The 23,411-nt window shown below is 69.9% G+C and carries 26 protein-coding genes and 1 pseudogene; 12 read left to right on the plus strand and 15 right to left on the minus strand.

Annotated features, from left to right (window positions below):
- The 3 genes from ACYVE7_RS09060 to ACYVE7_RS09070 form a co-directional block, all read right to left on the minus strand.
- The coding region (locus ACYVE7_RS09060; protein WP_460364134.1) for a biotin carboxylase N-terminal domain-containing protein at positions 1–372 on the minus strand (372 nt) is incomplete at its 3' end.
- The gene (locus ACYVE7_RS09065) at positions 369–968 is read right to left on the minus strand and encodes an urea amidolyase associated protein UAAP2 (RefSeq protein WP_460364135.1); all 600 of its coding nucleotides are present in this window, start codon (positions 966–968) and stop codon (positions 369–371) included. The genes ACYVE7_RS09065 and ACYVE7_RS09060, both read right to left, overlap by 4 nt.
- Complete coding sequence (locus ACYVE7_RS09070; RefSeq protein ID WP_460364136.1) at positions 965–1,762, minus strand: urea amidolyase associated protein UAAP1; 798 nt, start codon at positions 1,760–1,762, stop codon at positions 965–967. The genes ACYVE7_RS09065 and ACYVE7_RS09070 overlap by 4 nt, the downstream gene beginning before the upstream one ends.
- 123 nt (positions 1,763–1,885) lie before the next feature.
- Between ACYVE7_RS09070 and ACYVE7_RS09075 the strand changes: the two genes are divergently transcribed.
- The gene (locus tag ACYVE7_RS09075) at positions 1,886–2,548 is read left to right on the plus strand and encodes a TetR/AcrR family transcriptional regulator (protein WP_460364137.1); all 663 of its coding nucleotides are present in this window, start codon (positions 1,886–1,888) and stop codon (positions 2,546–2,548) included.
- A 124-nt stretch (positions 2,549–2,672) separates the two neighbouring features.
- Positions 2,673–3,299, plus strand: a complete 627-nt coding sequence (locus tag ACYVE7_RS09080) for a Uma2 family endonuclease (RefSeq protein WP_460364138.1) — start codon at positions 2,673–2,675, stop codon at positions 3,297–3,299.
- Positions 3,300–3,308: 9 nt separating this feature from the next.
- Here the strand turns inward: ACYVE7_RS09080 and ACYVE7_RS09085 are convergent, their stop codons facing one another.
- From ACYVE7_RS09085 to ACYVE7_RS09115, 7 genes are all read right to left on the minus strand, one after another.
- Positions 3,309–4,232, minus strand: coding sequence for a D-alanyl-D-alanine carboxypeptidase family protein (locus ACYVE7_RS09085; RefSeq protein ID WP_460364139.1), 924 nt, complete (start codon positions 4,230–4,232; stop codon positions 3,309–3,311).
- A gap of 114 nt (positions 4,233–4,346) precedes the next feature.
- Positions 4,347–5,771: an acyl-CoA carboxylase subunit beta gene (locus ACYVE7_RS09090; protein WP_460364140.1), complete on the minus strand. Its 1,425-nt coding sequence runs from the start codon at positions 5,769–5,771 to the stop codon at positions 4,347–4,349.
- Positions 5,772–5,786: 15 nt separating this feature from the next.
- On the minus strand, positions 5,787–7,052 hold the full coding sequence (locus ACYVE7_RS09095; RefSeq protein ID WP_460364141.1) for a beta-ketoacyl-[acyl-carrier-protein] synthase family protein: 1,266 nt from the start codon (positions 7,050–7,052) through the stop codon (positions 5,787–5,789).
- Positions 7,053–7,127: 75 nt separating this feature from the next.
- Positions 7,128–7,385, minus strand: coding sequence for an acyl carrier protein (locus ACYVE7_RS09100; RefSeq protein WP_460364142.1), 258 nt, complete (start codon positions 7,383–7,385; stop codon positions 7,128–7,130).
- Between the two features lie 40 nt (positions 7,386–7,425).
- The gene (locus ACYVE7_RS09105) at positions 7,426–8,391 is read right to left on the minus strand and encodes a beta-ketoacyl-ACP synthase III (protein WP_460364143.1); all 966 of its coding nucleotides are present in this window, start codon (positions 8,389–8,391) and stop codon (positions 7,426–7,428) included.
- On the minus strand, positions 8,388–9,293 hold the full coding sequence (locus ACYVE7_RS09110) for an ACP S-malonyltransferase (protein WP_460364144.1): 906 nt from the start codon (positions 9,291–9,293) through the stop codon (positions 8,388–8,390). Before ACYVE7_RS09110 ends, ACYVE7_RS09105 begins: the two co-directional genes overlap by 4 nt.
- Positions 9,294–9,404: 111 nt before the next feature.
- Positions 9,405–10,586, minus strand: coding sequence for a PucR family transcriptional regulator (locus ACYVE7_RS09115; RefSeq protein WP_460364145.1), 1,182 nt, complete (start codon positions 10,584–10,586; stop codon positions 9,405–9,407).
- Between the two features lie 126 nt (positions 10,587–10,712).
- Between ACYVE7_RS09115 and ACYVE7_RS09120 the strand changes: the two genes are divergently transcribed.
- Together ACYVE7_RS09120 and ACYVE7_RS09125 are read left to right on the plus strand one after the other, a co-directional pair.
- Entirely contained in the window at positions 10,713–11,708 is a 996-nt protein-coding gene (locus tag ACYVE7_RS09120) for a sulfotransferase family protein (RefSeq protein WP_460364147.1), read from the plus strand.
- 109 nt (positions 11,709–11,817) lie between these two features.
- A complete protein-coding gene (locus ACYVE7_RS09125; protein WP_460364148.1) occupies positions 11,818–12,570 on the plus strand; it encodes a hypothetical protein in 753 nt (250 codons plus the stop codon).
- On the opposite strand, the gene ACYVE7_RS09130 is transcribed toward ACYVE7_RS09125, so the two are convergent.
- Entirely contained in the window at positions 12,561–13,070 is a 510-nt protein-coding gene (locus ACYVE7_RS09130; RefSeq protein WP_460364149.1) for a GNAT family N-acetyltransferase, read from the minus strand. The genes ACYVE7_RS09125 and ACYVE7_RS09130 overlap by 10 nt on opposite strands.
- A gap of 130 nt (positions 13,071–13,200) precedes the next feature.
- On the opposite strand from ACYVE7_RS09130, the gene ACYVE7_RS09135 reads away from it, so the two are divergent.
- Positions 13,201–13,584, plus strand: coding sequence for a hypothetical protein (locus ACYVE7_RS09135; RefSeq protein WP_460364150.1), 384 nt, complete (start codon positions 13,201–13,203; stop codon positions 13,582–13,584).
- A 50-nt stretch (positions 13,585–13,634) separates the two neighbouring features.
- Here ACYVE7_RS09135 and aceE read toward each other — a convergent pair whose 3' ends face one another.
- Positions 13,635–16,406: a pyruvate dehydrogenase (acetyl-transferring), homodimeric type gene (aceE, locus tag ACYVE7_RS09140; protein WP_460364151.1), complete on the minus strand. Its 2,772-nt coding sequence runs from the start codon at positions 16,404–16,406 to the stop codon at positions 13,635–13,637.
- 261 nt (positions 16,407–16,667) lie between these two features.
- On the opposite strand from aceE, the gene ACYVE7_RS09145 reads away from it, so the two are divergent.
- The 5 genes from ACYVE7_RS09145 to ACYVE7_RS09165 all read left to right on the plus strand — a co-directional run bounded on the left by ACYVE7_RS09145 (position 16,668) and on the right by ACYVE7_RS09165 (position 20,228).
- Positions 16,668–17,075 (plus strand): secondary thiamine-phosphate synthase enzyme YjbQ, encoded by a 408-nt coding sequence (locus ACYVE7_RS09145; RefSeq protein ID WP_460364152.1) that lies wholly within the window; start codon positions 16,668–16,670, stop codon positions 17,073–17,075.
- 142 nt (positions 17,076–17,217) lie between these two features.
- Positions 17,218–17,646, plus strand: coding sequence for a DUF3052 domain-containing protein (locus ACYVE7_RS09150; RefSeq protein WP_460364153.1), 429 nt, complete (start codon positions 17,218–17,220; stop codon positions 17,644–17,646).
- A 76-nt stretch (positions 17,647–17,722) separates the two neighbouring features.
- Positions 17,723–18,181, plus strand: a complete 459-nt coding sequence (locus ACYVE7_RS09155) for a peroxiredoxin (protein ID WP_460364154.1) — start codon at positions 17,723–17,725, stop codon at positions 18,179–18,181.
- Positions 18,182–18,249: 68 nt separating this feature from the next.
- Entirely contained in the window at positions 18,250–18,555 is a 306-nt protein-coding gene (locus ACYVE7_RS09160; RefSeq protein ID WP_460364155.1) for a hypothetical protein, read from the plus strand.
- A gap of 110 nt (positions 18,556–18,665) precedes the next feature.
- The gene (locus ACYVE7_RS09165) at positions 18,666–20,228 is read left to right on the plus strand and encodes a substrate-binding domain-containing protein (RefSeq protein WP_460364156.1); all 1,563 of its coding nucleotides are present in this window, start codon (positions 18,666–18,668) and stop codon (positions 20,226–20,228) included.
- A gap of 82 nt (positions 20,229–20,310) precedes the next feature.
- On the opposite strand, the gene ACYVE7_RS09170 is transcribed toward ACYVE7_RS09165, so the two are convergent.
- The 3 genes from ACYVE7_RS09170 to ACYVE7_RS09180 form a co-directional block, all read right to left on the minus strand.
- Positions 20,311–20,805 (minus strand): DUF3145 domain-containing protein, encoded by a 495-nt coding sequence (locus ACYVE7_RS09170; RefSeq protein ID WP_460364157.1) that lies wholly within the window; start codon positions 20,803–20,805, stop codon positions 20,311–20,313.
- 221 nt (positions 20,806–21,026) lie between these two features.
- Positions 21,027–22,052: an adenosine deaminase gene (locus ACYVE7_RS09175; protein WP_460364158.1), complete on the minus strand. Its 1,026-nt coding sequence runs from the start codon at positions 22,050–22,052 to the stop codon at positions 21,027–21,029.
- Positions 22,053–22,097: 45 nt separating this feature from the next.
- On the minus strand, positions 22,098–22,631 hold the full coding sequence (locus tag ACYVE7_RS09180) for a TetR/AcrR family transcriptional regulator (RefSeq protein WP_460364159.1): 534 nt from the start codon (positions 22,629–22,631) through the stop codon (positions 22,098–22,100).
- Between the two features lie 74 nt (positions 22,632–22,705).
- Between ACYVE7_RS09180 and ACYVE7_RS09185 the strand changes: the two genes are divergently transcribed.
- On the plus strand, positions 22,706–23,122 hold the full coding sequence (locus tag ACYVE7_RS09185; RefSeq protein WP_460364160.1) for an organic hydroperoxide resistance protein: 417 nt from the start codon (positions 22,706–22,708) through the stop codon (positions 23,120–23,122).
- A 42-nt stretch (positions 23,123–23,164) separates the two neighbouring features.
- A pseudogene (locus tag ACYVE7_RS09190) lies at positions 23,165–23,411 on the plus strand (hypothetical protein); the annotation flags it as partial.

A 23,411-nucleotide genomic window follows, 5' to 3' on the forward strand; every position in this document is an offset into this window, starting at 1 on the left:
CGCCTCGGCGGCGGCCCGCTCGGTGTGCTTCGCGCCGAACAGCTCGAGCTGGCCGGGGGTCGGGCCGACGAAACCGATCCGGGCCGCCTCGACCGCGCGGGCGAACCCCGCGTTCTCCGACAGGAACCCGTAGCCGGGGTGGATCAGCGTCGCCCCCGTGTCGCGAGCCGCGCCGAGCACCCGGCCGACCTCCAGATAACTGTCCTTGGCGGGCGCCGGACCGAGCCGCACCGCGTGATCGGCCAGCCGGACGTGCGCCGCGCCGCGATCCGGATCGGAGTACACGGCGACGGTCCGCAGCCCGAGCCGGCGCGCGGTCCTGACGATCCGGGCGGCGATCTCGCCGCGGTTGGCCACCAGCAGCGTGGTCACCTGACCGTCATCCTCACCGGGGTGGGGTCGAACCCATTGCAGGGGTTGTTGACCTGCGGGCAGTTCGAGACCAGGACCAGCACGTCGGTCTCGGCGCGCAGCGTCAGGGTGAGTCCCGGCGCGGAGATCCCGTCGACGATGCCGAGCGTGCCGTCCGCCTCCACCGGGACGTTCATGAACCAGTTGACATTGCTGACCAGATCGCGTTTGCCGAGGCCGTGCCGTGCCCCCTCGGCCAGGAAGTTCTCGACGCACGCGTGCTGCGACCAGGTGTGATGGCCGTACCGCAGCGTGTTGGACTCCTTGGAGCAGGCCCCGCCGACGGTGTCGTGCCGGCCGCACGTGTCGGCGGTGACCGTCATCAGCGGCGTGTGCTCGTTGGACAGCAGCACGCTGCCGGTGGTGAGGAAGATCCCGCCCTGGGCGTGGATCGTGTCCTGGGCGCTGTAGCGCAGGGCGGTGTCGTGCGCGTCGTAGATCAGGCAGTCGACGGCCTGGTTGCCGCCCAGATCCGTGATGGTGAGGGACTGGCCGGCACGGACCGTCGCCGACCAGGGGGCGCGGGCCGGGACGGTCACCTCGAGGACGGACGTCACTGGATCCCCCGGGCGGTGAGGTGGTCGGCGGTGTTGGCGAAGGCGCGGCGGCCCTCGGGGGTGGCGTTCCACAGGGCGTCGCCGGGGCCGGTGGGGGCGGCGGCCCGCGCGGTGACGGCCAGCGGGCCGCACGTGTAGCCGGCGCGCGGGTCGATCGGGTGGGCGGTGTTCGCGATCAGCAGGGTGAGGGGCATCTCGGTGCGGAGCGTGACGGCGCCGCCGGGGCCCGCCGAGCCGGTGAAGTCGAGCCGTCCCGTCGCCGGATCGACGCGCACCCCCTGGAAGAACGAGATCGACGGGGGCAGGTCGCGGGGTTCGAGCCCGTGTTTCGCGGCGGCCAGCTTGAACAGCTCCCGGCCGGCGGGTGACGGGCCGTGCGCGGCGCCGTCGCCGTAACGGTCGGTGTTGCGCCGGAGGGTGGAGACACCGCACATCGTGTCGGCCGGGGCCGTCGCGCTGAGGATCGAGGCGAGGACCCTGCCCTGGTCGGACAGGAGCAGATGGCCGTCGCCCGGGTAGGCGTTCCAGAGCACCTTGACGGTGTCGGCGATGTTCAGCCGCTCCCACGGGCGCCCCTGCGCGAACAGCACGAGATGGGCGCATGCGTCACCGGTCGGATCGGTGAGGGTGATCTCGGTGCCGCGGGCCAGCGCCCGGTGGGTGTAGCCGCCGCCCGCGACCGTCTCCGACCAGACGAGCCCGTCGGGTGCGGGGATCTGCGGCATGGTCTCGGCGCTGGTGCCCTCCTGGGCACGGGCGTGTTCGCGCGCGCCATGGGTCGTCGCGGTCGCCATCGTCGTCTCCTCCCGGCCGGATTTCTATCGCACGACAGAAATTAGGCGGGGCCGGTTTCACCCCGGCGACCACGGTGTTTCCCGGGCGTTACCGTGCACGGGGGCTGTGGCAGGATCGTTCCGGTGAGCACGGACAGAAGAGGAGTCGGCCGGCCGCGCGCCGTCGAACGTCCCGCCAGCGGGCTCGCCCCGCGCGAGGAGGTCCTGGCCGCCGCCGCCGAACTGTTCACCACCCAGGGCTACACGGCGACGACCACCCGCGAGGTCGCCGAACGCGCCGGGATCCGCCAGGCGTCGATGTACCACTACTTCAAAGGCAAGGAAGCGATCCTCGCCGAACTCCTGGAGAGCACGGTCCGCCCGTCACTGGAAGCGGCCCGCTCCCTCGCCGCCTCGGACGCTCCCGCCGCCGCCCGCCTCTGGGCCCTCTGCCGCCGCGACGCCACCCTGCTCTGCTCAGGCCCCCACAACCTGGGCGTCCTCTACCTGCTCCCCGAAGCCGACCGCTTCGACGGCTTCCAGCAGCTCCGCACCGCACTCAAACAGGCCTACGCCGAGCTGCTCGCCCCCATCACCGCGGACCTGCCGCCCCCCGACCGCTCGCTCCGCGCCGGCCTCGTCTTCTCCCTGGTCGAAAGCGTCATCCTCATCCGCCGCGACACCCCCACCCTCGCCACCACCCCCCTCGCCGAAGCCACCGCCGACGCCGCCCTCCGCCTCGCCGGCATCCCCGACCCCCACCTCCCCACCCTCCGCACCACAGCCCGCACCCTCCTCCCCCACTGAGCCCTGCTGAGCAGCCGAAATCCCGGGATCGGCGTACGATGAAGTGCAGCGTTCCCTACGATGACCGGAGCTGATCGTGAGCGAAAGGTCGCCCGAAGTGGTCGTGAGTACGGTTCGGCAGACGGTGGAAATCCCCGACACGCCCTACGCCCTGTTCCTCCGGGGCGAACTGGACGACGCGCTCGACCGCCCGGACGACGGCTCCCGCGTAGAGGTCATCGGAGGAGAGATCGTCGTGTCGCCCGCGCCGAAGAACGCCCATCGGCGGATCGTTCAGCAGCTCTCCGACCTCTTCGCCCAGACACGGATCCTCAGGACGGACTTCGGCTGGGGCGTCGACCAAGGCCCCAACCTGGACCTCGTCGGATTCGAAGAGGGCTTCATCCCGGATCTCATCGTGGCCGAACAGGCTCTGCTCGACGGCGAGATGCAGACCGGGAACCTCTGCCTCGTCGCCGATGAAGTGGAGCTGGCCGTCGAGGTCACCTCCCGGTCGACAGCACGCAACGACCGTCCCCCGGTCAAAGACGGCCCTCCCACCAAGTGGACGGGGTACGCGCGTGCCGAGATCCCCTACTACCTGCTGATCGACTGCGATCCCCGGCTGGCGCGGGTGGTCCTCTACTCGATCCCGGACGGGAAGGCGGGCGTCTACCTGGATCGGCAGGAATGGGTGTTCGGGGAGCTCGTGAAGCTCCCCGAACCGTTCGACCTGGAGATCCCGACCGATCGGTGGGCTCCCTGGCAGTGAGGACTGGGATCAGTCGTTGATCTCGCGGGTGACGGTGTCGGGCTGGATCACGGGCACGGTGCGGGTGTTGTAGACCCAGTTGAGGGCCTTGGTGGTGTCGGACCAGCGAGCGGCGTCGCCGGGGCTGCGCAGCAGGATGCCGAAGACGGTGCGCTTCGCGCGACGGGCCACGAACGCGAAGTTGTTGCCCTGCGTGGTCGTGCCGGTCTTGATGCCGTAGAGGCCGGGGTACCCGGCACCGTTCGCCCACAGCAGGCGGTTGGTGTTCTCCCATGTGTAGGAGTGGCCACCGGGCGTGTAGAAGTTCTGCTTCTGCGTCTTGACGATCTTCGCGAAGACGGGGTTCTTCATGGCGTAGCGGACCATCTTCAACTGGTCCGCCGCAGTGGTGTAGTCCTTCGTGTTCGGAGTACCGTCGAAGGACGCGTAGTTGGTGTTCTTCATGCCGAGCTTCTTGGCCAAGGCGGTCATCTTCGCCTGGGTGCCCAGATAGCCCGCGCGGCCTCCATAGGCGTCGGCGAGCGCATAGGCGGCTTCACATCCCGACATGATCAGCGAGGCGTTGAGCAGTTGGCGCACGGTCAAGCGGTCGTTGAGGGCGATGTTGGCGTCGCTCGCGTTCCAGTCCTTCAACCAGTTCAAGTACTTCTGGGTGACGGTGATCTGCTTGTTGAGGCCGCCCGCGTTGATGACGACCATGGCGAGGGCGACCTTGTTGATGCTGCCGACCTGCATCCGGCGGTTGGCGTCCCGCTGCCAGAGGATCTTCTTCTTCGTGGAGTCGTAGAGGATGCCGTGCTTGGCCTTCACGCCCGGCGGGTACTTCGGCTTGGCCTTGACTGCGGCAGGGGCCTTGGGCTTGGCCTCGGCGACGGCCGGGACGGCGGCGACCATCGAGGCGGTCAGGAGTGCGGCGGTCAGCTTTCTCAGCACAGAAGTCCCCTTCATCCGGATCAGATCCGTGACCCTATCGCGATCATCGGACATTTCGGATGGCGCTCGTCGCGCGAAAGGCGGCCCCGAAGGGCCGCCCTGATGCGTAAGCGTCTACAGCGGGATGTTGTTGTGGGAGCCGCGCGCCGGGGTCGCCTCGGCGATGGCGCGGGCCAGGGTCGTGCGGGTCTTGCCGGGGTCGACGACCTCGTCGACGACGCCCAGGTCCATGGCGCGCTGCAGACCACCGGCGATCTTCTCGTGTTCGTCGGCGAGCTCCTGCTCGAACGCGGGACGCTCCTCCTCGGCGACGGCCGCGATCTTCTTGCGGTGCAGCACGCGGACGGCCGCGAGCGCCCCCATCACGGCGACTTCGGCCGTCGGCCAGGCGTAGACCTTGGTCGCGCCGAGCGAACGGGAGTTCATCGCGATGTACGCGCCGCCATAGGCCTTCCGGGTGACGAGAGTGACGCGCGGCACGGTCGCCTCGGCGAACGCGTGCAGCAGCTTCGCCCCGCGCCGCACCACGCCGCCGTGCTCCTGCCCGACCCCGGGCAGGTAGCCGGGCACGTCCACCAGGACGAGCAGCGGCACCCCGAACGCATCGCACATCCGGACGAACCGGGCGCACTTCTCGGCGGAGATCGAGTCGAGGCATCCGCCGAGCCGCAGCGGGTTGTTGGCGATGATCCCGACGGTCCGCCCGCCGAGCCGTCCGAGCGCCGTGACGATGTTCGGCGCCCACTTGGCGTGCAGTTCGACCACACCGTCGTCCGCGATGCCCTTGACCAGCGGCAGCACGTTGTAGGCCCGCTTGACGTTCTCGGGCAGCACGTCGGAGAAGTCACGTTCCTCGACCTCCTCCATCCGGACGCGCCCCTGGTGCCCGAGCAGCACCGCGAGCTTGCGCGCCGTGAGGATCGCCGAAGCGTCGTCCTTGGTGGTGATGTGCGCGACGCCCGACTTCTTGCCGTGCGCCTCCGCCCCGCCCAGGCCCTCCTGGTCGATCTCCTCACCGGTGACGGACTTGACGACGTCCGGCCCGGTCACGAAGATCCGTCCGCTGTTGGCGAGGATCACCACGTCGGTCAGTGCGGGACCGTAGGCGGCGCCGCCGGCGGCCGGGCCGAGCACCACGGAGATCTGCGGCACCACACCGGACGCGCGGGTCTGCGCGGCGAACACCAGCCCGACGGCGTGCAGCGACTCGACGCCCTCGGCGAGCCGGGCGCCGCCCGAGTGCCACAGACCGATGATCGGCAGCCGTTCGCGGAGCGCCAGATCGTAGGCGGCCACGATCGCCTCGCAGCCCGCCATGCCCATCGCGCCGCCCATCACCCGCGGGTCGCTGGCGAAGGCCACCACGGGCAGGCCTTCGATGCGTCCCTGCCCGGCGAGCTTGCCGCTCCTGTCGCCGCCCGCGATCGGGCGGAACGTTCCCTCGTCGAACAGCGCCGAGAGCCTGACCTCAGGGTCGCGAGGGTCGGCCTCGACCGGTTCGGCCGGAGCGGCCGAAGGAGAAGTGTCAAGGACGGTCACAATGAGCTCCTAGCGTCAGAGTGCCCGTTCGAACGCGACGGTCACGTTGTGCCCGCCGAAGCCGAACGAGTTGTTGAGAGCGGCGGCCGGACCGTCAGCCAGCTTCCGGGGCTCGCCGTGGACGACGTCGAGATCGACGCCGTCGTCGAGGTTTTCGAGGTTCGCGACGGGCGGCACGAGGCCCTCCCGCAGCGTGAGAACGGTGATCAGCGACTCGAGTGCTCCGGCGCCGCCCAGCAGGTGGCCGGTCATCGACTTGGTCGCGGTGATGGTGACGCTGTGCGCGTGCTCGCCCAGCGCCTTCTTGATCCCGTTCAGTTCGGCGACGTCACCCGCGGGGGTGGACGTGCCGTGGGCGTTCACATGGATGATCTGCTCGGGGTCGAGCCCGGCGTCCTTCAGGCAGCGCTGCATCGCCTTGGCCTGGCCCGACCCGTCCTCGGGCGGCTGGACCATGTCGTAGCCGTCGGCCGAGTAGCCGACGCCGGAGGCGATGGCGTGGATCTGCGCGCCGCGGGCGCGGGCGAACTCCTCGGATTCGAGGATCAGGACGGCGGCGCCCTCGCCGAGCACGAAGCCGTCGCGGCCCTTGTCGTAGGGGCGGGAGGCCAGCTCGGGGGCGTCGTTCCGGGTGGACATGGCCCGCATGGCGCCGAAGGAGGCCATCTGGAGGGGGTGGATGCAGGCTTCGGTGCCGCCCGCGATCACGACGTCGGCGCGGCCGCTGCGGATCATGTCGATGGCGTAGCCGATGGCCTCGGCGCTGGAGGCGCACGCGGAGACCAGGGCGTGGATGCCCGCGGTCGCGTTGTAGGCGAGGCCGACGTGCGCGGCCGAGCCGTTGGGCATCAGCATCGGGACGGTGAACGGGGAGACCCGCCGCCAGCCCTTCTCGCGGTAGACGTCGTAGTTGTCGAGGGCGCTGTGCAGGCCGCCGATGCCGGAGGAGACGACGACGCCGAGCCGGTCGGGGTCGACGGTCAGGCCGCCTTCTGCCCCGTAGCCGTATCCGGCGTGGTTCATGGCCTCGTGGGCGGCGATCAGCGCGAACTGCTGGCTGCGGTCCATCCGGCGGAGCTGCGGCTTGGTGAGGAGGCCGGAGTCGATGGGCTCGACGGCCGCCTGTGCGGCGAACTGGACGGGCAGCTTGTCCAGATCGTCCCAGGGCAGAGTGGACACACCGGACTTACCGGCGAGTAGCGCAGACCATGTGGAAGCCACGTCGCCCCCTACAGGGGTCGATGCTCCCAAACCTGTGACGACAACCTTGGTCTTGCTCATAACGTGCCCTTCTAACCTGGGGGGTGAAAACGGTGCGCGGGCCTCTGCAGCGGTCCCGCGCACCGGTGGTGCTGCCTAGGCCTTGGCGGCCAGGCCCTGCACGTAGTCGATGACGTCCTGCACGGTGCGCAGGTTCTTCAGCTCGTCGTCCGGGATCTCGACCTCGAACTTGTCCTGGGCCGCAACGGCGATCTCCACCATCGACAGGGAGTCGATGTCGAGGTCGTCGATGAAGTTCTTCTCCGGGGTCACGTCGGCCGCCGGAACACCGACGATCTCCTCGACGATCTCGCCAAGACCGGCCAGGATGGTCGCTTCGCTGACTTCAGCCATGCTCGTGTAGCTCCTTTGTGGTGGTTAAAGACCCAGGACCCTAGGGGATCTGGATGACTTGGGCGGCATAGGTCAGACCCGCGCCGAACCCGATGATGAGGGCTGCTTCGCCCGACGGCACATCGCCGCGCTCGATCATGCGCGACAGTGCCAACGGGATGCTAGCGGCCGAGGTGTTCCCGGCGTTCACGATGTCCTCGGCGATCACCGCGTTGGGTGCGTTGAGCTTCTTCGCGATGCCGCGGATGATCCTGAGGTTCGCCTGGTGCGGCACGAACGCCGCCAGTTCGGACGGGTCGACGCCCGCACGCCGGCAGGCCTCCAACGCCACGGGGTGCAGCGCGGTGGTGGCCCACCGGAAGACGGCCTGGCCGTCCTGGTGCAGGAACGAGTTGCGGTCCTGCACCATGATCTTGTCGGCGTTCTCGCCGTCGCTCCCCCACACCACCGGTCCGATGGCGGGGACGTCCGAGCCGGTCACGACCGCAGCGCCCGCGCCGTCGGCGAAGATGATGCAGGTCGTGCGGTCGGTCCAGTCGATCCACGGGGAGAACTTCTCCGAGCCGATCACCAGGACGTTCCGTGCGGAGCCGCTGCGGATCGCGTCGGAGGCGGTCGACAGGGCGTAGGCGAAGCCCGCGCAGGCGGCGTTGACGTCGAACGCGCCCGGCGCCTTGATGCCGAGCCGGAACGCGACCGTCGCGGAGGCGTTCGGCACCTGGCTCTCGGCGGTGCAGGTGGCGACGATCACCAGGTCGATGTCGTCGGTGGTGAGGCCGGACGCGGCGAGGGCCTTGGCCCCGGCGTGCACGGCCAGGTCGACCATCGACTCGTCCTCGAGGGCGATGCGCCGTTCGGCGATGCCGACGCGGGAGCGGATCCATTCGTCGTTGGTGTCGACGCCGCGGGCCGCGAGGTCGGCGTTGGTGACGACGTTCTCCGGCTGGTAGTGGCCGAACGCCAGGATCCGGGCGCCGGGGACGCCCGGGGCGAGCTGGATGTTCATGCGGATTCCTCGATGATCTTCCGGGCCGCATCGAGGTCGTCGGGGGTCTTCAGACCGGCCAGGGCGACGCCCTTCAGCTCACGGCGGGCCAGCCCGACCAGCGTGCCGGCGGGGGCCAGCTCGATCATGGCGGTGACGCCGAGCTCGGCGAAGGTCGCGGTGCACAGGTCCCAGCGGACGGGCCGGCTGACCTGGCCGACGAGCCGGTGCAGGTAGTCGACGCCGGAGTCGACGACCAGGCCGTCGCGGTTGGACACCAGCTTGACCTGCGGGTCCTTGGGGGTGATCTGCTCGGCGGCCTTCTCCAGCGCGGCCACGGCGGGCGCCATGTACACGGTGTGGAACGCTCCGGCGACGGCCAGCGGACGGAGCCTGGCCTTGGCGGGCGGCTCCTCGGCGAACTTGGCGAGCTGCGCCAGCGAACCGGCGGCGACGATCTGGCCCGCCCCGTTGACGTTCGCGGGGGTCAGCCCGTTCTTCTCGATCGCGGCGAGCACCTCGTCGCGGTCGCCGCCCAGCACGGCCGTCATCCCGGTCTCGGTGATCGCGGCGGCCTCGGCCATCCCGCGGCCCCGGACGCCCACCAGCCGCATCGCCTCGTCGTCGGTGAGGACACCCGCGATGGCGGCCGCACCGAGCTCGCCGACGCTGTGGCCCGCGGTGACGTCAGGGGTGACACCGAGCGCCCCGTAGACGGCGAGCGCGGCCGCCACCAGCAGCGGCTGGGCGACGGCGGTGTCCTTGATCTCGTCGGCGTCGGCGGTGGTCCCGTACCGGATCAGATCGAGGCCCACGACGTCCGACCAACCGCCGATGCGGTCGGCCACGCCGGGGACCTCCAGCCACGGGCTGAGGAATCCGGGAGTCTGGGCACCCTGGCCGGGCGCTGTGATGAGAAGCACGATCCCAAGACTGCCGTCTAGCGGTCATCCGGGGTCATGTCGGCAGGGACGAAGTTTGATCGCGAGAGTTTGTAGGACTTGAACAACAGTGACGCACGTCACGCACTCAGGTCACATACCGTGCTGGCGATCCGTGAACCGTCCCAGGACCAGCGCGATGCGCAATGTGAAGGCGCCGCGGCCGTCCGTGGGGGCGAGTCCGGTCAGTTCGGACACCCTGCGGAGCCGGTAGCGGACGGTGTTGGGGTGCACGAACAGGAGCCGGGCGGTGGCCTCCAGCGAAGATCCCTGTTCCAGGTAGGTGGTCAGGGTGTCCAGGAGGGGGGCGCCTGCGGCCTGGATGGGGGCGTACACCTGTTCGACCAGGTAGGCGCGGGCGGCTTCGTCGCCGTCCAGGGCCCGTTCGGGAAGGAGTTCCGCGGCCAGGACGGGGCGGGGGGCGTCCGGCCAGCCGACGGCCGAGCGGAGCCGGGCGATCGCGGCCTTGGCCGAGGCCGTCGCGCCGTACAGGTCGGGGGCCTCCGGGCCGACCACGACGGGGCCCGCGCCGAACTTCCCGGCCAGGAGCTGGGACGCCGCCAGCGGATCTTCCGCACCGCCGACGATCACGATCAGCCGCTGGCCCTGCACACCGGACAGGACGTCCACCCGCAGGCGGCGGGCCGACAGCCTGATCTGGTCGGCGATCGACTCCGGATCCTCCTCGGGGGCGTGACCGGCCAGCACGTAGACGGGTTTGGTGGTCCAGCCGAGGGCCGCCGCCCAGGAGTGCAGGCCGTCGTCGCCGTCACCGCGGAGCAGGGAGTCGACGACCAGGGCCTCCAGCCGGGCGTCCCAGGCGCCGCGCGTCTCGGCGGCGCGGGCGTAGACCTGGGCCGCGGAGAACGCCACCTCGCGGGTGTAGCGGAGGATGCCCTCGCGGAGCTGGGCCTCGCCACCGGGCGCGGCCAGATCGTGGAGGCGGGTCTCGACGACCTCGCTGATCACCCGGACCATGTCGACGGTGTGCTGGAGCCGGATCGTGCGCATCATCTCGCGCGGCGCCGTCGCGAAGACCTCGCCGCCGAGCGCCACCCGGGACTTCTCGCCGTTGCGGAACCACTCGACGAACGCGGCGATGGAGGTCTGGGCGACCAGCCCGATCCAGGACCGCTGCTCGGCGGGCATCCGCCGGAACCAGGGCAGCCGCTCCTCCATGCGGGCGAGAGCGGCGTTCCCGAATGTGCTCAACGCCGTCTCGAGCCGCTTGGTGGTCTGCTCGCGCAGCTCTGCGGCGCTCGGTTCCTTCGTCACCCTGCAAGGGTAGGCGGTCCGCCAGGTCAACTGACGGTCAAGAATTCGCCAATCACGGCCACGCTCCGTGCATGAATGGTCGGCACTCCGTAATCTCTCGGGTGCACCGAGAGTCAGGGAGGGCCCGTGGACAGGCCGATCTTCATCGTCGGGTGCCCCCGTTCGGGCACCACGCTGCTGCAGCTCATGCTGCACGCGCACCCCAGGATCGCGATCCCGCCGGAGAACCGGTTCGTGCTGCCCGCCTACTTCCACCGGGAGCGCTGGGGCGATCTCACCGACCCGGCCAACCGGCGTGCGTTCGGCGAATGGCTGGTGACCGAGCGTGGACACAAATTCGACGACCTCGGCCTCGACGCGTCGGCCACCCTCGCCGAGATCGTGGACGCCCCGCCCACCCTCGGCTCCCTCATCGGCACCGTCCTGCGCGCCTACGCCCGCAGCCACGGCAAGCCGCGCTGGGGCGACAAACGCCCCACCTACATCCGCTACCTGCCCGATCTGATGCGGCTCTTCCCCGACGCGCAGTTCGTCCATCTGATCAGGGACGGCCGCGACTGCGTCGGCTCGCTCAAGCAGATGAGCTGGTGGAAGTACGACACCGCCTACGCGATCAACACGTGGGCGCGGGCCATCGACAACGGCCACGAGGCCGCCCGCCGTCTGCCGGCCGGCTCCTACTACGAACTCCAGTACGAGCACCTCGTCGCCGATCCGGCGTCCGAGCTCCAGGCGCTCTGCTCGTTCCTGGACGAGCCCTACGATTCCGCGATGCTCCGCCCCCACGAGGTCGCCTCGGTGACGCCGCGCCGCAAGACCCACCACCACCGCACGATGGGCGCGATCGACCAGCAGGCCGTCCGCTCCTGGGAGTCCCGTCTCGACCTGGAGGAGATCCAGCTCGCCGAGCACGTCCTCGGCTCCCGGCTGGCGGCCTACGGCTACGAGCGCACCTCCCCCGGCCGCCCCCCGGCCCGCGCCCGCGCCCACTACTACCGCACCGCCGCCGAAGCCAAACAGGACGAACTCCGCCGCCGCACCCGCGACGGCTGGCGCCGCATCCTCACCGAAGACGACATGGCCTGCCGCCTCCGCCCCGACGACCGCCTCCTAGCCCACTGACCACCCACCCCCTCAACGGCCCCGCCGGCCCTCTCCGGCGGGGCCGTCCCCTTTTCACAGCGGCGGCTGGGGATGGTGGGGGTGTGCGGTGTTGTGTCAGGGTCCGTCCATGCGGTTGCGTGGTGCGGGTTGGTGGGGCGGGGTGGTCTTCGTCGCTGTGGGCGTGGCCGGGTGCGGGGCGGGTGATCGGGGTGGTGGCGAGGTGCCGTCGGCGGGGGGCGAGCGGGTGTTCTGCCACGGGGAGGGCGTGGACGTGACGGTGCTCGAACACGGGCGGCCTGCTACGGAGCTGAGTGAGACCGGGCGGGCGGCGGTGCGGGGGGAAGGGGTCGGGAAGCTCGGTGATCTGGGGTCCTGGACGATCGTCGACGACACGGCCGTGCTGATGTCCGTCATCCGGAGGCTGCCGCCCGGCACGGAGGGCGGAGCGTGGGAGTTCGTGTCGGTGGTGTGGCGGGATCGGGTGAAGGCCGCGGGCCATCCCGAGGAGCGGGCCGGCTGGTACCTCAGCACGTCGAGCCGCTGTGACCTGCGGCGCATCCCGGCCGGGCTCGTGGGGGCCGACGTGGAGCTCGATCCCGCGGGGGCGAAGCCGTCGGCCGGGGCGCGGAAGGTCGGGTTGCTGGTCACCGAGCACGCCTGCGTCAGCGGGCAGAGCGCCGAAGGGCGGATCCGGGTGGCCGTCGAGCGGACCAATGAGGAAGTGCGGCTGCTCGTCGGTGTGGTCCGCTCCACCGACCCGAAGGCGTGGACCTGCATCGGGAACCGGCCGACGCGGCATACCGCCGAGCTCGGCGAGGCCCTGGGAAACAGACGGCTCGTCGACGCGACGTCCTATCCGTCGCGGGTGCTCTATCCGTGACGGCCGGTTCGGGGGGACGGGGCGGCGAGGAGGGTGATGTCGGGCCAGCAGTAGAGGGACTGGCCGTCCCTGGCCTCGGCGATGTGGAGGCCGCCCAGGGCCGTGTAGAAGTCGCGGGCCCTGGTGTTGACGGTGAGGACCTTGACGACCAGGGAGGCGTGGCCGTCGGAGTGCAGATCCGTGGCGACGGCGCGCAGGAGGGCGTCGGCGTGGCCACGGCGGAGACGGTCGCGCCGGACGGCGAGATTGTAGATCTCGGCGGGGTGGCCGAGACCGGGTTCGGCGGGGCCGCCCATGGCGACGCCGACCAGCGTCCCGCCCGGCTCCTCACGGACCCTGGTGTGGTGGGGGCGTGGATCCCCGGCCCCCTCGGCGGTGAGGGTTCTGTGCCAGTTGGACCGGGATTGTTCAAGGGTGACGTCGAAATCAGGGAACTCCCCGAACGCCGCGCAGGTGATCTCGGCCAGAACCCGAGCGTCGGACGGAACCGCGTACCGCATCCACATGACCCCGAGTCTGGCCCCTCCAGCGCCGCACGGCACCTTCAAACCTCAGCTCAGGCCGGACACCAGACCGGTTTGAGTACCTGAACGGATACGCCCGGCCGGTGCCGCCCGCGAGGATCGACCCATGAACCAAGGGATACGGGCCGCCCTGACGGCAGTGGCCGTGGCCGCGGCGACGGCCGGCGCGTGGGCGCTCTGGCTCGGCTGGGACCAGCTCCGCGACACCACACCCGACGGCGGCAGCAGCGGCCCCTACGAGCCCTGGCAGGTCGTCGGACTGGTCCTGACCCTGACCGCGATCGTCCTGACGGGCATCCGGCGCGGCGTGCCCTGGGCCACCGTCGCCGCCTTCACCACGGCCCTGACGGTCTCGGCTTACGTCGACTGGTCCGACGACGAGACCGGGCTCTTCATGGTCGGCGTCACCATGATCGCCGCTGTCTCCCTCACCATCTCCTCGTTCGCCTCCCTCGTCCTCGCCCCCCGCCCGCCCGCCCCCCGGCCCTAGAAGCCGGAAGGGCGGCCCCGAACGGGACCGCCCTGCACAGATCGAGCAGGCTAGGCCGCGCCGCCCGACTCCTCGGGGGCGTTGGTGCCGGAGACGGCCGCCACACCCTGGTCGAGGCCGTAGCGGTGGATGGCCTGGGTGAGGACCTCGGGCTTGAGCTCGCCGCGCTTCACCAGGCGGGTGAGGACCGCCAGGACGATCGACTGAGTGTCGACGTGGAAGAAGCGGCGGGCGGCCGCCCGGGTGTCGGAGAAACCGAACCCGTCGGTGCCGAGCGAGGTGAAGTCGCCCGGGACCCACGGCGCGATCTGGTCCTGGACGGCCCGCATGAAGTCCGAGACCGCGACGATCGGCCCCGCCACCCCGTCGAGCCGGCGCGCCACATACGGGACGAGCTGCTCCTTGTCCGGGTTCAGCAGGTTGAACGTGTCGCAGTTGATCGCCTCGCGGCGCAGCTCAGTCCACGACGGCGCCGACCACACGTCGGCGGACACGCCCCACTCGGCGGCCAGGATCTCCTGGGCTTCGACGGCCCAGCGGCCCGCGACGCCCGAGGCGAGGATCTGCGCCTTCGGCGCGTCGGCCGCCAGCGCGGGCCCGTCCTTGAACTTGTACAGGCCCTTGAGCAGGTCCGCGACGTTCAGGTCGGCGGGCTCCGCCGGCTGCGGCATGGGCTCGTTGTAGATCGTCAGGTAGTAGTTGATGTCCTCGCCGGCGGGGTGCTCGGGCGTGGAGCCGTACATCCGCTGGAGCGCGTTCTGGACGATGTACGACAGCTCGAACGCCCAGGTCGCGTCGTAGGAGACGGTGGCGGGGTTGGTCGAGGCCAGCAGCAGGGAGTGGCCGTCGGCGTGCTGGAGGCCCTCACCGGTCAGCGTGGTGCGGCCCGCGGTGGCGCCGAGCATGAACCCGCGGCCCATCTGGTCGGCCATGGCCCACATCTGGTCGCCGGTCCGCTGCCACCCGAACATCGAGTAGAAGATGTAGATCGGGATCATGTGCTCGCCGTGCGTCGCGTACGACGTGGACGAGGCGATCAGCGACGCCATCGAACCGGCCTCGGAGATGCCCTCGTGCAGGATCTGGCCCTGCTCCGACTCCTTGTAGGAGAGCATCAGCTTCCGGTCGGCGGCCTCGTAGGTCTGCCCGTGCGGCGAGTAGATCTTCGCGGTCGGGAACATGGCGTCCATGCCGAAGGTGCGGGCCTCGTCGGGGATGATCGGCACGAAGCGGTGGCCGATCTCCTTGTCCTTCATGAGGTCCTTGAGCAGCCGGACGAACGCCATGGTCGTGGCGACGGCCTGCTTGCCCGAGCCCTTCTTGAGCTCGCCGTACACGGCGTCGGCGGGCAGCTTGAGCGGCTTGGACCGGTTGACGCGCTTGGGCAGGAACCCGCCCAGCGCGGCGCGCCGCTCCTTCATGTACTGGATCTCTTCGGAGTCCGCGCCCGGGTGGAAGTAGGGCGGCAGGTCCGCTTCGAGCGCCGAGTCCGGGATCTCCAGGAAGAGGCGGTCGCGGAACTCCTTGAGCTCGTTCTTCGACAGCTTCTTCATCTGGTGGCTGGACATGCGGGCCTCGAAGTCGGGTCCGAGGGTCCAGCCCTTGATGGTGTGGGCGAGGATGACGGTCGGCTGGCCGACGTGCTCGCGGGCGCTCTTGAACGCCGCGTACAGCTTCCGGTAGTCGTGCCCGCCGCGCGAGAGGCCGGAGATGTCCTCGTCCGAGAGATGTTCGACGATCTTCCGCAGCCGCGGGTCGTCGCCGAAGAACTGCTCGCGCGTGTAGGCGCCGGACTCCACGGAGAAGGTCTGCATCTGGCCGTCGGGCGTGGTGTTCATCTTGTTGACGAGCACGCCGTCGACGTCCTTGGCGAGCAGCGGGTCCCAGTCGCGGCCCCAGATCACCTTGATGACGTTCCAGCCGGCGCCGCGGAAGTACGACTCCAGCTCCTGGATGATCTTGCCGTTGCCGCGGACCGGGCCGTCGAGCCGCTGCAGGTTGCAGTTGATCACGAAGGTCAGGTTGTCGAGCTCGTCGCGGGCGGCCAGGCCGATGGCGCCGAGCGACTCGGGCTCGTCCATCTCGCCGTCGCCGAGGAACGCCCACACGTGCGAGCGGGACGTGTCCTTGACCTCACGGGAGAGCAGGTAGCGGTTGAACCGGGCCTGGTAGATCGAGTCGATGGCGGTGAGGCCCATCGAGACGGTCGGGAACTCCCAGAAGTCCGGCATGAGCCGGGGGTGGGGGTAGGAGGAGAGGCCGCCGCCGACGTGCGAGACCTCCTGGCGGAAACCGTCGAGCCGCTGCTCCGAGAGCCGGCCTTCGAGGAAGGCGCGGGCGTAGATGCCGGGCGCGGCATGGCCCTGGATGAAGACCTGGTCGCCGGATTCGCCGTGGTCCTTGCCCCGGAAGAAGTGGTTGAAGCCGACTTCGTAGAGGGAGGCGGCCGAAGCGTAGGTGGCGATGTGGCCGCCCACCGAGAGCTCGGGACGGTTGGCGCGCGACACCATGATCGCGGCGTTCCACCGGATGTAGGCCCGGATGCGGCGTTCGATGTGCTCGTCGCCGGGGAACCAGGGCTCCTGTTCGGGGGAGATGGTGTTGATGTAGTCGGTGCTGCGCAGGCCGGGTACGCCCACCTGCTGCTCACGGGCACGTTCGAGCAGCTTCAGCATCACGTAACGAGCCCTGGTGCGGCCCTCGGTCTTGATGACCGTGTCGAGGGATTCGAGCCATTCCCGGGTTTCATCGGGGTTGATGTCCGGGAGCTGACTCGGAAGGCCGTCGCTAATGATCGAGAAGCGTTGGCGTCCGGAAGGCACTGGGGTCCCCTTAACACGCGCGAGTTCCATCGGCTGTTTGTCGATGTTTCCTGGTCCGACCTGTACGGTCTCCCCCATCCTGCCGCCGCCAACGACCACTCGCATCTCTACTGGGCGGTAACAACGCGCAGGTCAGAGCGGGATTCATCGGTCGTCCGGGCGTGCCGAGCCGCAGGTAAATACTGGGCAATAAGGGAAGAGTGACTGGTGGGGGGTACCCCGGTTCACTGAGAAGAGGTCTATACCTGTGATGATCGTCTCATGAAGAGCACTGTGCTCACGGTCACGACCGGCCGACGCGAGGTCATCCACGACCTTACTTCCGACTGCGCCGGTTTCGTCCAGGGCGAAGGCGACGGCCTTCTCAACATTTTCGTTCCGCACGCGACGGCCGGAATCGCGATCATCGAACTGGGGGCCGGCAGCGACACCGATCTCCTGGCGGCGCTACGGGATCTGCTGCCCGCCGACGACCGGTGGGTCCACTCCCACGGATCCCCAGGTCACGGCCGTTCCCACGTGATGCCGGCGATCGTTCCGCCGTCCGTCGGCGTGCCCGTACTGGGCGGCCGGATGGCTCTGGGAACCTGGCAGAGCATCGCGCTGGTCGATCTCAACATCGACAATCCGGATCGACAGGTGAGGTTGTCGTTCCTCCGGGGAATGTGAATTCCCAAGGATTGGATCATGCTGATGAGGTATGGGCACTTGCGCTGAGGGTGTTCCCTTGTGTGAACTAGCCCGCAATACCTTGAGGAGTCACCGGCGAACAGTACGGTGATCCCGTGAAGACTACACAGGGAGGACGTTCGTGAGCGCGACCGCGGGTCAGGCGCAGACAGAGCGCAGCCTGGCCGAACGGCTCGGATTCAAGCCGGGCCAGGTGGTGCAGGAACTCGGTTGGGACGACGACGTGGCCGAGGAGCTGCGTGAATCGATCGAGACCGTCACCGAGAACGAGCTGGTCGACGAGGACTACGAGGAGGTCGTCGACGTCGTCCTGCTGTGGTGGCGTGACGAGGACGGGGACCTGGTCGACGGCCTGGTCGACGCCCTCACCTCGCTGACGGGCGGCGGCCACATCTGGCTGCTCACCCCCAAGCAGGGCCGTGACGGCCACGTCGAGCCCAGCGACATCGGCGAATCGGCCCCCACCGCGGGCCTTTCCCAGACCAGCAGCGTGAGCGCCGCTCAGGATTGGTCCGGCACTCGTCTGGTGGCCCCGAAGGGCCGCAATTGACGATCCCGATGGCAGGATGGCCGCCCAGTGCTCTCGTTTCAGGGGGCTCCAGCCTGCCTTCGAAGGGAAATATGACATGGCCGTTGAAGTCGGCGACATCGCACCGGACTTCGAGCTGAAGGACCAGCACGGCACACCCGTCAAGCTGTCGGACTTCCGCGGGAGCAAGGACGTCGTCCTGGTCTTCTACCCGCTGGCCTTCAGCGGGGTGTGCACCGGCGAGCTCTGCGCGATCCGTGACGAGCTGCCGACCCTGGGCGGCGACGACGTCCAGGTGCTGGCCGTCTCCGTCGACTCGGTCTTCGCCCTGCGCGCCTGGTCGGACCAGGAGAAGTACCAGTTCCCTCTCCTTTCGGACTTCTGGCCGCACGGCGGAGTCGCGCAGGCGTACGGTGTGTTCCATGCGGAGAAGGGCCTCGCCCGGCGCGGCACCTTCATCATTGACAAGCAGGGCGTGGTGTCGTGGAAGGTCGAAAACGACATCCCGAACGCCCGTGACCTCGACGAGTACCGCAAGGCGCTCGCCGAGCTCTAATTAGGCAGCCTGGCCGGGGATCCGCCGCCGCGCGGATCCCCCGCCGACCTTAAGGCGGGTGTAAGCCCATGCCCTGCTTCAACTGTGGAGCTCGGCAGAACGATCCGGCGCGCGGGGTCTCCCCGTGGAAGCGCGGGGTCCGCGAAGACCGGCAGGTTCTGATCTGCCCCGAATGCCAGCGCCGCGATCTGCCGCTGGACCACTGCTCGGCCTGCTGCTCGGTAGAGCTGGTGTGCCGGCTCGGCGAGGTGGAGTGCCGTGCCTGCGGGCAGGTGAAAGAGGCCGATCCGCCCGATCTGGTCTCCTCGGGGGCTCCGGGCCTCTCCGACGAGGTGCAGGCGGCCCTCGACCGCGTGCTCCGCCGCCGCCCGTGACGGGACACTCGTGACGGGGCACCCGTAACGAGACGCACCGGCCGCCGAGCGTTCATCCGATGCTCATCGAGCGTTCTCCTCGGGCCGGGACGCTCCGTCGTCAAATGGACATGAAGAAGGTTCTTGCGGCGGTCCTGACGACCGTCCTCCTCACGGGCTGCGGCTCCGGCACCGATCCGGATCCCGCCCAGAAGGCGCAGGCGGGGACGCTCCGCGTGCTGGCGGGCAGCGAGCTCGCCGATCTCAAGCCGATCCTGGACCAGGCGCAGGACGCCACCGGGGTCAAGGTGCAACTCGACTTCGCGGGCACCCTGGACGGGGTGCAGCGGGTCGTCTCGGGCGAGGCCAAGGGCGCCTACGACGCCGTCTGGTTCTCCTCCAACCGCTACCTCGGCCTGCATCCGAACGCACCCGTCAGCACCGCCACCCCGATCATGAAGTCGCCGGTGGTGCTGGGGATGCGCCCGGCCGCCGCGCAGCGGCTCGGCTGGGACGTCAAACGGCCGAGCTGGGCGGAGATCGCCGACGCAGCGGGGCGCCGCGACTTCACCTACGGGATGACCAACCCGGCCGCCTCCAACTCGGGCTTCTCGGCCCTGGTGGGGATCGCGACGGCACTCAATCCGGGCACCGACCTCGACCCCGCCGGGATCGAGAAGGTCGCGCCGAAGCTCAAGCGGTTCTTCGGCGCGCAGACCCTGACGGCCGGTTCCTCCGGCTGGCTGTCGGACGCGTTCGTCCGGCAGGGCGCCGAGGTCGACGGCCTGGTCAACTACGAGTCGGTGCTGCTCGCCCTGAACGCCTCCGGCAAGCTGGACGCGCCGCTGAAGCTCGTCTACCCGTCCGACGGCGTGGTCACGGCCGACTACCCGCTGACCCTGCTCGGCGGCGCCGCCGACCACGCCCGCGCCGACTACGGCAAGCTCACCGAGTATCTGCTGAAGCCGGAGACCCAGCAGCGGATCGCGGAGTCCGCGCACCGCAGGCCCGTCGCGGCCGGAATCCCGTTCGCAGGCGAGACCGAGCTGCGGGAGCTGTCCTTCCCCGCGGCTCCCGAGACGGTCGACAAGCTGATCGCGGCCTTCTTCGACCGGCTGCGCAAGCCGTCCAGGACGATCTACGTGATCGACACGTCGGGGTCGATGACCGGCCAGCGGATCAAGGACCTGCGGGCGGCCCTGGTCTCCCTCACCGGCGCCGACGACCGGCACGGCTTCGACGGGTTCCACAACCGCGAGCAGGTCACGCTGATCCCGTTCAGCAGCAAGGCCGGCCCACCGCAGGTCTTCCAGCTCCCCGAGAACGCCCCGGAGCCCGAGCTGCTCAAGATCCGGTCCTTCGCCGAGGGGCTGCGCGCCGAGGGCGGCACCGCGATCTACGACAGCCTGACGGCCGCCTACCAGGTCGCCAAGGACCAGATCGCGAAGGACCCCGACCGGTTCACCTCGATCGTCCTGATGAGCGACGGCGAGAACGCCAACGGCAGCCGGTTCGCCGAGTTCCAGACCCGGTACCCGGGGTTCGTGCGGAACGTCCCGGTCTTCCCGGTGCTGTTCGGTGAGGCGAAGGAGACCGAGATGAACGAGCTCGCCCTGCTCACCGGCGGCCAGTCGTTCGACGCGCGGAGCCTGTCCCTCGAAGCGGTCTTCCGGCAGATCCGCGGCTACCAGTAGCGGAACCGGACACGGAAACGGCGAGGCCCGGCCGGTGATCAGATCACCGGCCGGGCCTCGCCGTTCGTATCGGCCGATCCGGCTAGACGGCCGCGTGCAGCCAGCGCACCGGGGCACCGTCGCCGGCCCGCCGGAACGGCTCCAGCTCGTGGTCCCACGGCGTGCCCAGCAGCCGCTCCAGCTCCGACTCCAACGATCCGCCGCGGGCCGCGGCGCCCGCCATCACATGGCGGAGCCTGTCCTCGGGGATCATGATGTCGCCGCTCGCCCCCAAGGCGGCCGTGAAGACGCCGAGCGAGGGCGTGAAGCTGTACCGGACGCCGTCGGCGCCCGGAGCCGCATCCTCCGTCACTTCGAACCTGGCGAGTTTCCAGGCGCGCAGAGACGAGGCGATGGCGGCCGCGGTGCCGGGCCTCGCCTCCCAGCACAACTCGGCCCGCTGACTGCCTGGGGCAGCGGGCTGATCCGTCCACGGCAGCTTGACAGGGACGCCAAGCACACCCGCGACCGCCCACTCGATGTGCGGGCAGAGTGCAGGTGGCGCGGAGTGGACGTAGAAAACACCGCGTACGGTCACTCGGTCCTCCTGGTAGAGCGGGTCTGAGGCGCGTCTTCCCCTACGGCCTCTCACTGCCCACCAGATGGCCCGTGCGTCCTCATTGTGCCCGATCGACGTGGTCGAAACCAGCGCGATTGACGAACAGAAACGTCGTGGCAACAATCTGCGACACATGAACGAATCTCGTCACTTAACGACGTGCCACGTGATATCGGCGGCCGCGACCGTCCGGAACGAGGTCAGGCCCCGGTGTGCGTCTCGGTGTAGGCGTCGATCTCGGCGGCGAGGGCGCGCTTGCCGTGCTCGTCGAGGAACGACGCCTCGACGGCGTTCTTCGCCAGCGCGGCCACGCCCCGCTCGTCCAGGCCGAGCAGGGTCGCCGCCACCCCGTACTCGGTGTTCAGGTCGGTGCCGAACATCGGCGGGTCGTCGGAGTTGACCGTGACGAGCAGCCCCGCCTCGACCATCCGCTTGATCGGGTGCTCCTCGATCCGCTCGACGGCGCGGGTGGCGATGTTGGACGTCGGGCAGACCTCCAGGGGGATCCGGTGCTCGCCCAGGTGGGCCAGCAGCCGCTCGTCGTGGACGGCCTGGGTGCCGTGGCCGATCCGTTCGGCGCCCAGATCGGTCAGGGCGTCCCAGATCGTCTGCGGTCCCGTGGTCTCGCCCGCGTGCGGCACGCTGCGCAGACCGGCGGCGCGCGCCCGGTCGAAGTAGGGCTTGAACTGCGGTCGCGGCACTCCCACCTCCGGGCCGCCGAGACCGAAGCTGACCAGGCCCTCCGGCGCCAGATCGACGGCGACGCGCGCCGTCTCCTCCGCCCCCGGCAGTCCCTCCTCGCCCGGAATGTCGAAGCACCAGCGCAGGGTGACCCCGAGATCGCGCCGGGCCGCCACCCGGGCGTCCTCGATGGCCTCCAGGAACGCCTCGGCGGGCATCCCCGTCTTCAGCGAGGTGTACGGGGTGACGGTCAGCTCGGCGTAGCGGATGTTCTGCCGGGCCATGTCCTCGGCGACCCCGTAGGTGAGGGCGTGCACGTCGGCCGGATCCCGGATCAGGTCGACGACCGACAGATAGACCTCGATGAAGTGCGCGAAGTCCCGGAAGGTGAAGTACTCGGCGAGCCGCGCCGGATCGGCCGGCACCCGTGTGGTGCCCTCGTGCCGGGCCGCCAGCTCGGCGACCACCCGCGGCGAGGCCGATCCCACGTGGTGCACATGCAGTTCGGCCTTCGGCAGGCCCGCGATGAACTTTTCGAGTGACACGTCCTACCCCCGTGTTCGACGACCCGTTGATCTTACTTCGCGTGCTCAGGCCGCCAGGGCCAGGGCCGCCCCGACTCCCGCGGCGACCGTCGCGGTGTCGCCGAGGCCGCCGCTGACGGCCAGGCCGTCGCGGATCAGCAGCAGGAGGTCGGCCCGCGCGTCCGGGTCGGGCGCCCCGGCCTCGGCCAGGAGCTCGCGCATCAGCCCGCGGAACCAGGCCCGGTAGCCGGTGACGACCAGCCGGACGGCGTGGGCCGGATCGGGGTACTCGGCCGCGGCGTTGAGGAACGGGCAGCCGCGGAAGCCGGGCCCGCACGCCAGCTCGCCGAACCGTTCGAAGATCGTCGTCAGCCGGGCGGCGCCCTCCCCCGGGACGGCGTCGAACGCGGCGCGCTGGAGGGCGTACTGCTCGTTCAGATAGGCGACCACCAGCAGTTCCTTGGACGGGAAGTGCTTGTAGAAGGTCGCCTTGGCCACGCCCGCCTCGGCGATGATCCGGTCGATGCCGACCGTGTGGACGCCCTCGGCGTAGAAGAGCCGGGTGGCGGTGGCGAGCAGGCGCTCTCGTGCGGCGGACATGACTTGACTTTAGCAGACCGACCTGTCTACCTTGAAGCCAAGGAACAGACAGGTCTGTCTAGAAGGAGCGTCTCATGAGCAAGGTCCTGTACACCGCGATCGCCACCTCTTCCGGCCGCGACGGCCGCTCCGTCTCCCACGACGGCGTCCTGGATCTCACCCTCGCCCGCCCGAAGGAGCTGGGCGGCGACGGCGCGGGCACCAACCCCGAACAGCTCTTCGCCGCCGGGTACTCGGCCTGCTTCACCAGCGCGATGCAGCTCGTCGCGGGCCGGATGGGGCTCGACGTCGCGGACGCCTCGGTCACCGCCGAGGTCGCACTGCACGCCGACGGCTCCGGCGGGTTCGGCCTCGAGGTCGCGCTCCGTGCCGAGCTGCCCGACACACTCTCCGACGCCGAGGCCGAAGCGCTGCTGGAGGCCACGCACCAGGTCTGCCCGTACTCCAACGCCACCCGTGGCAACATCCCCGTCTCGATCACCCGCGAGTAGTCGTACGTTTACCCAACGTAAAATCTCGGGCACACTGGGGCCATGTTCGATCAGTCCGCCCGGCTCGAGCGAGTGCTGGCCCGGCACCGCGACGCGGTCGCGGTGCCCGGCGGGGCGCTCATCCGCGGCGATCAGCTCCTGGACGCGGCCGAAGCACTGGAACGCGGCGCGCGGCTGTTCGACCGGTGGTCGGCGGCGCGCGAGCCAGGGCCAGGGATCGTCCGGATCCGGCTGAACCCCGCCGCCAAGGTCGACGTGTGCGAGCTGGCCGTGCTCGCCCGGTCGCGCG

Source organism: Actinocorallia lasiicapitis (assembly GCF_054778695.1).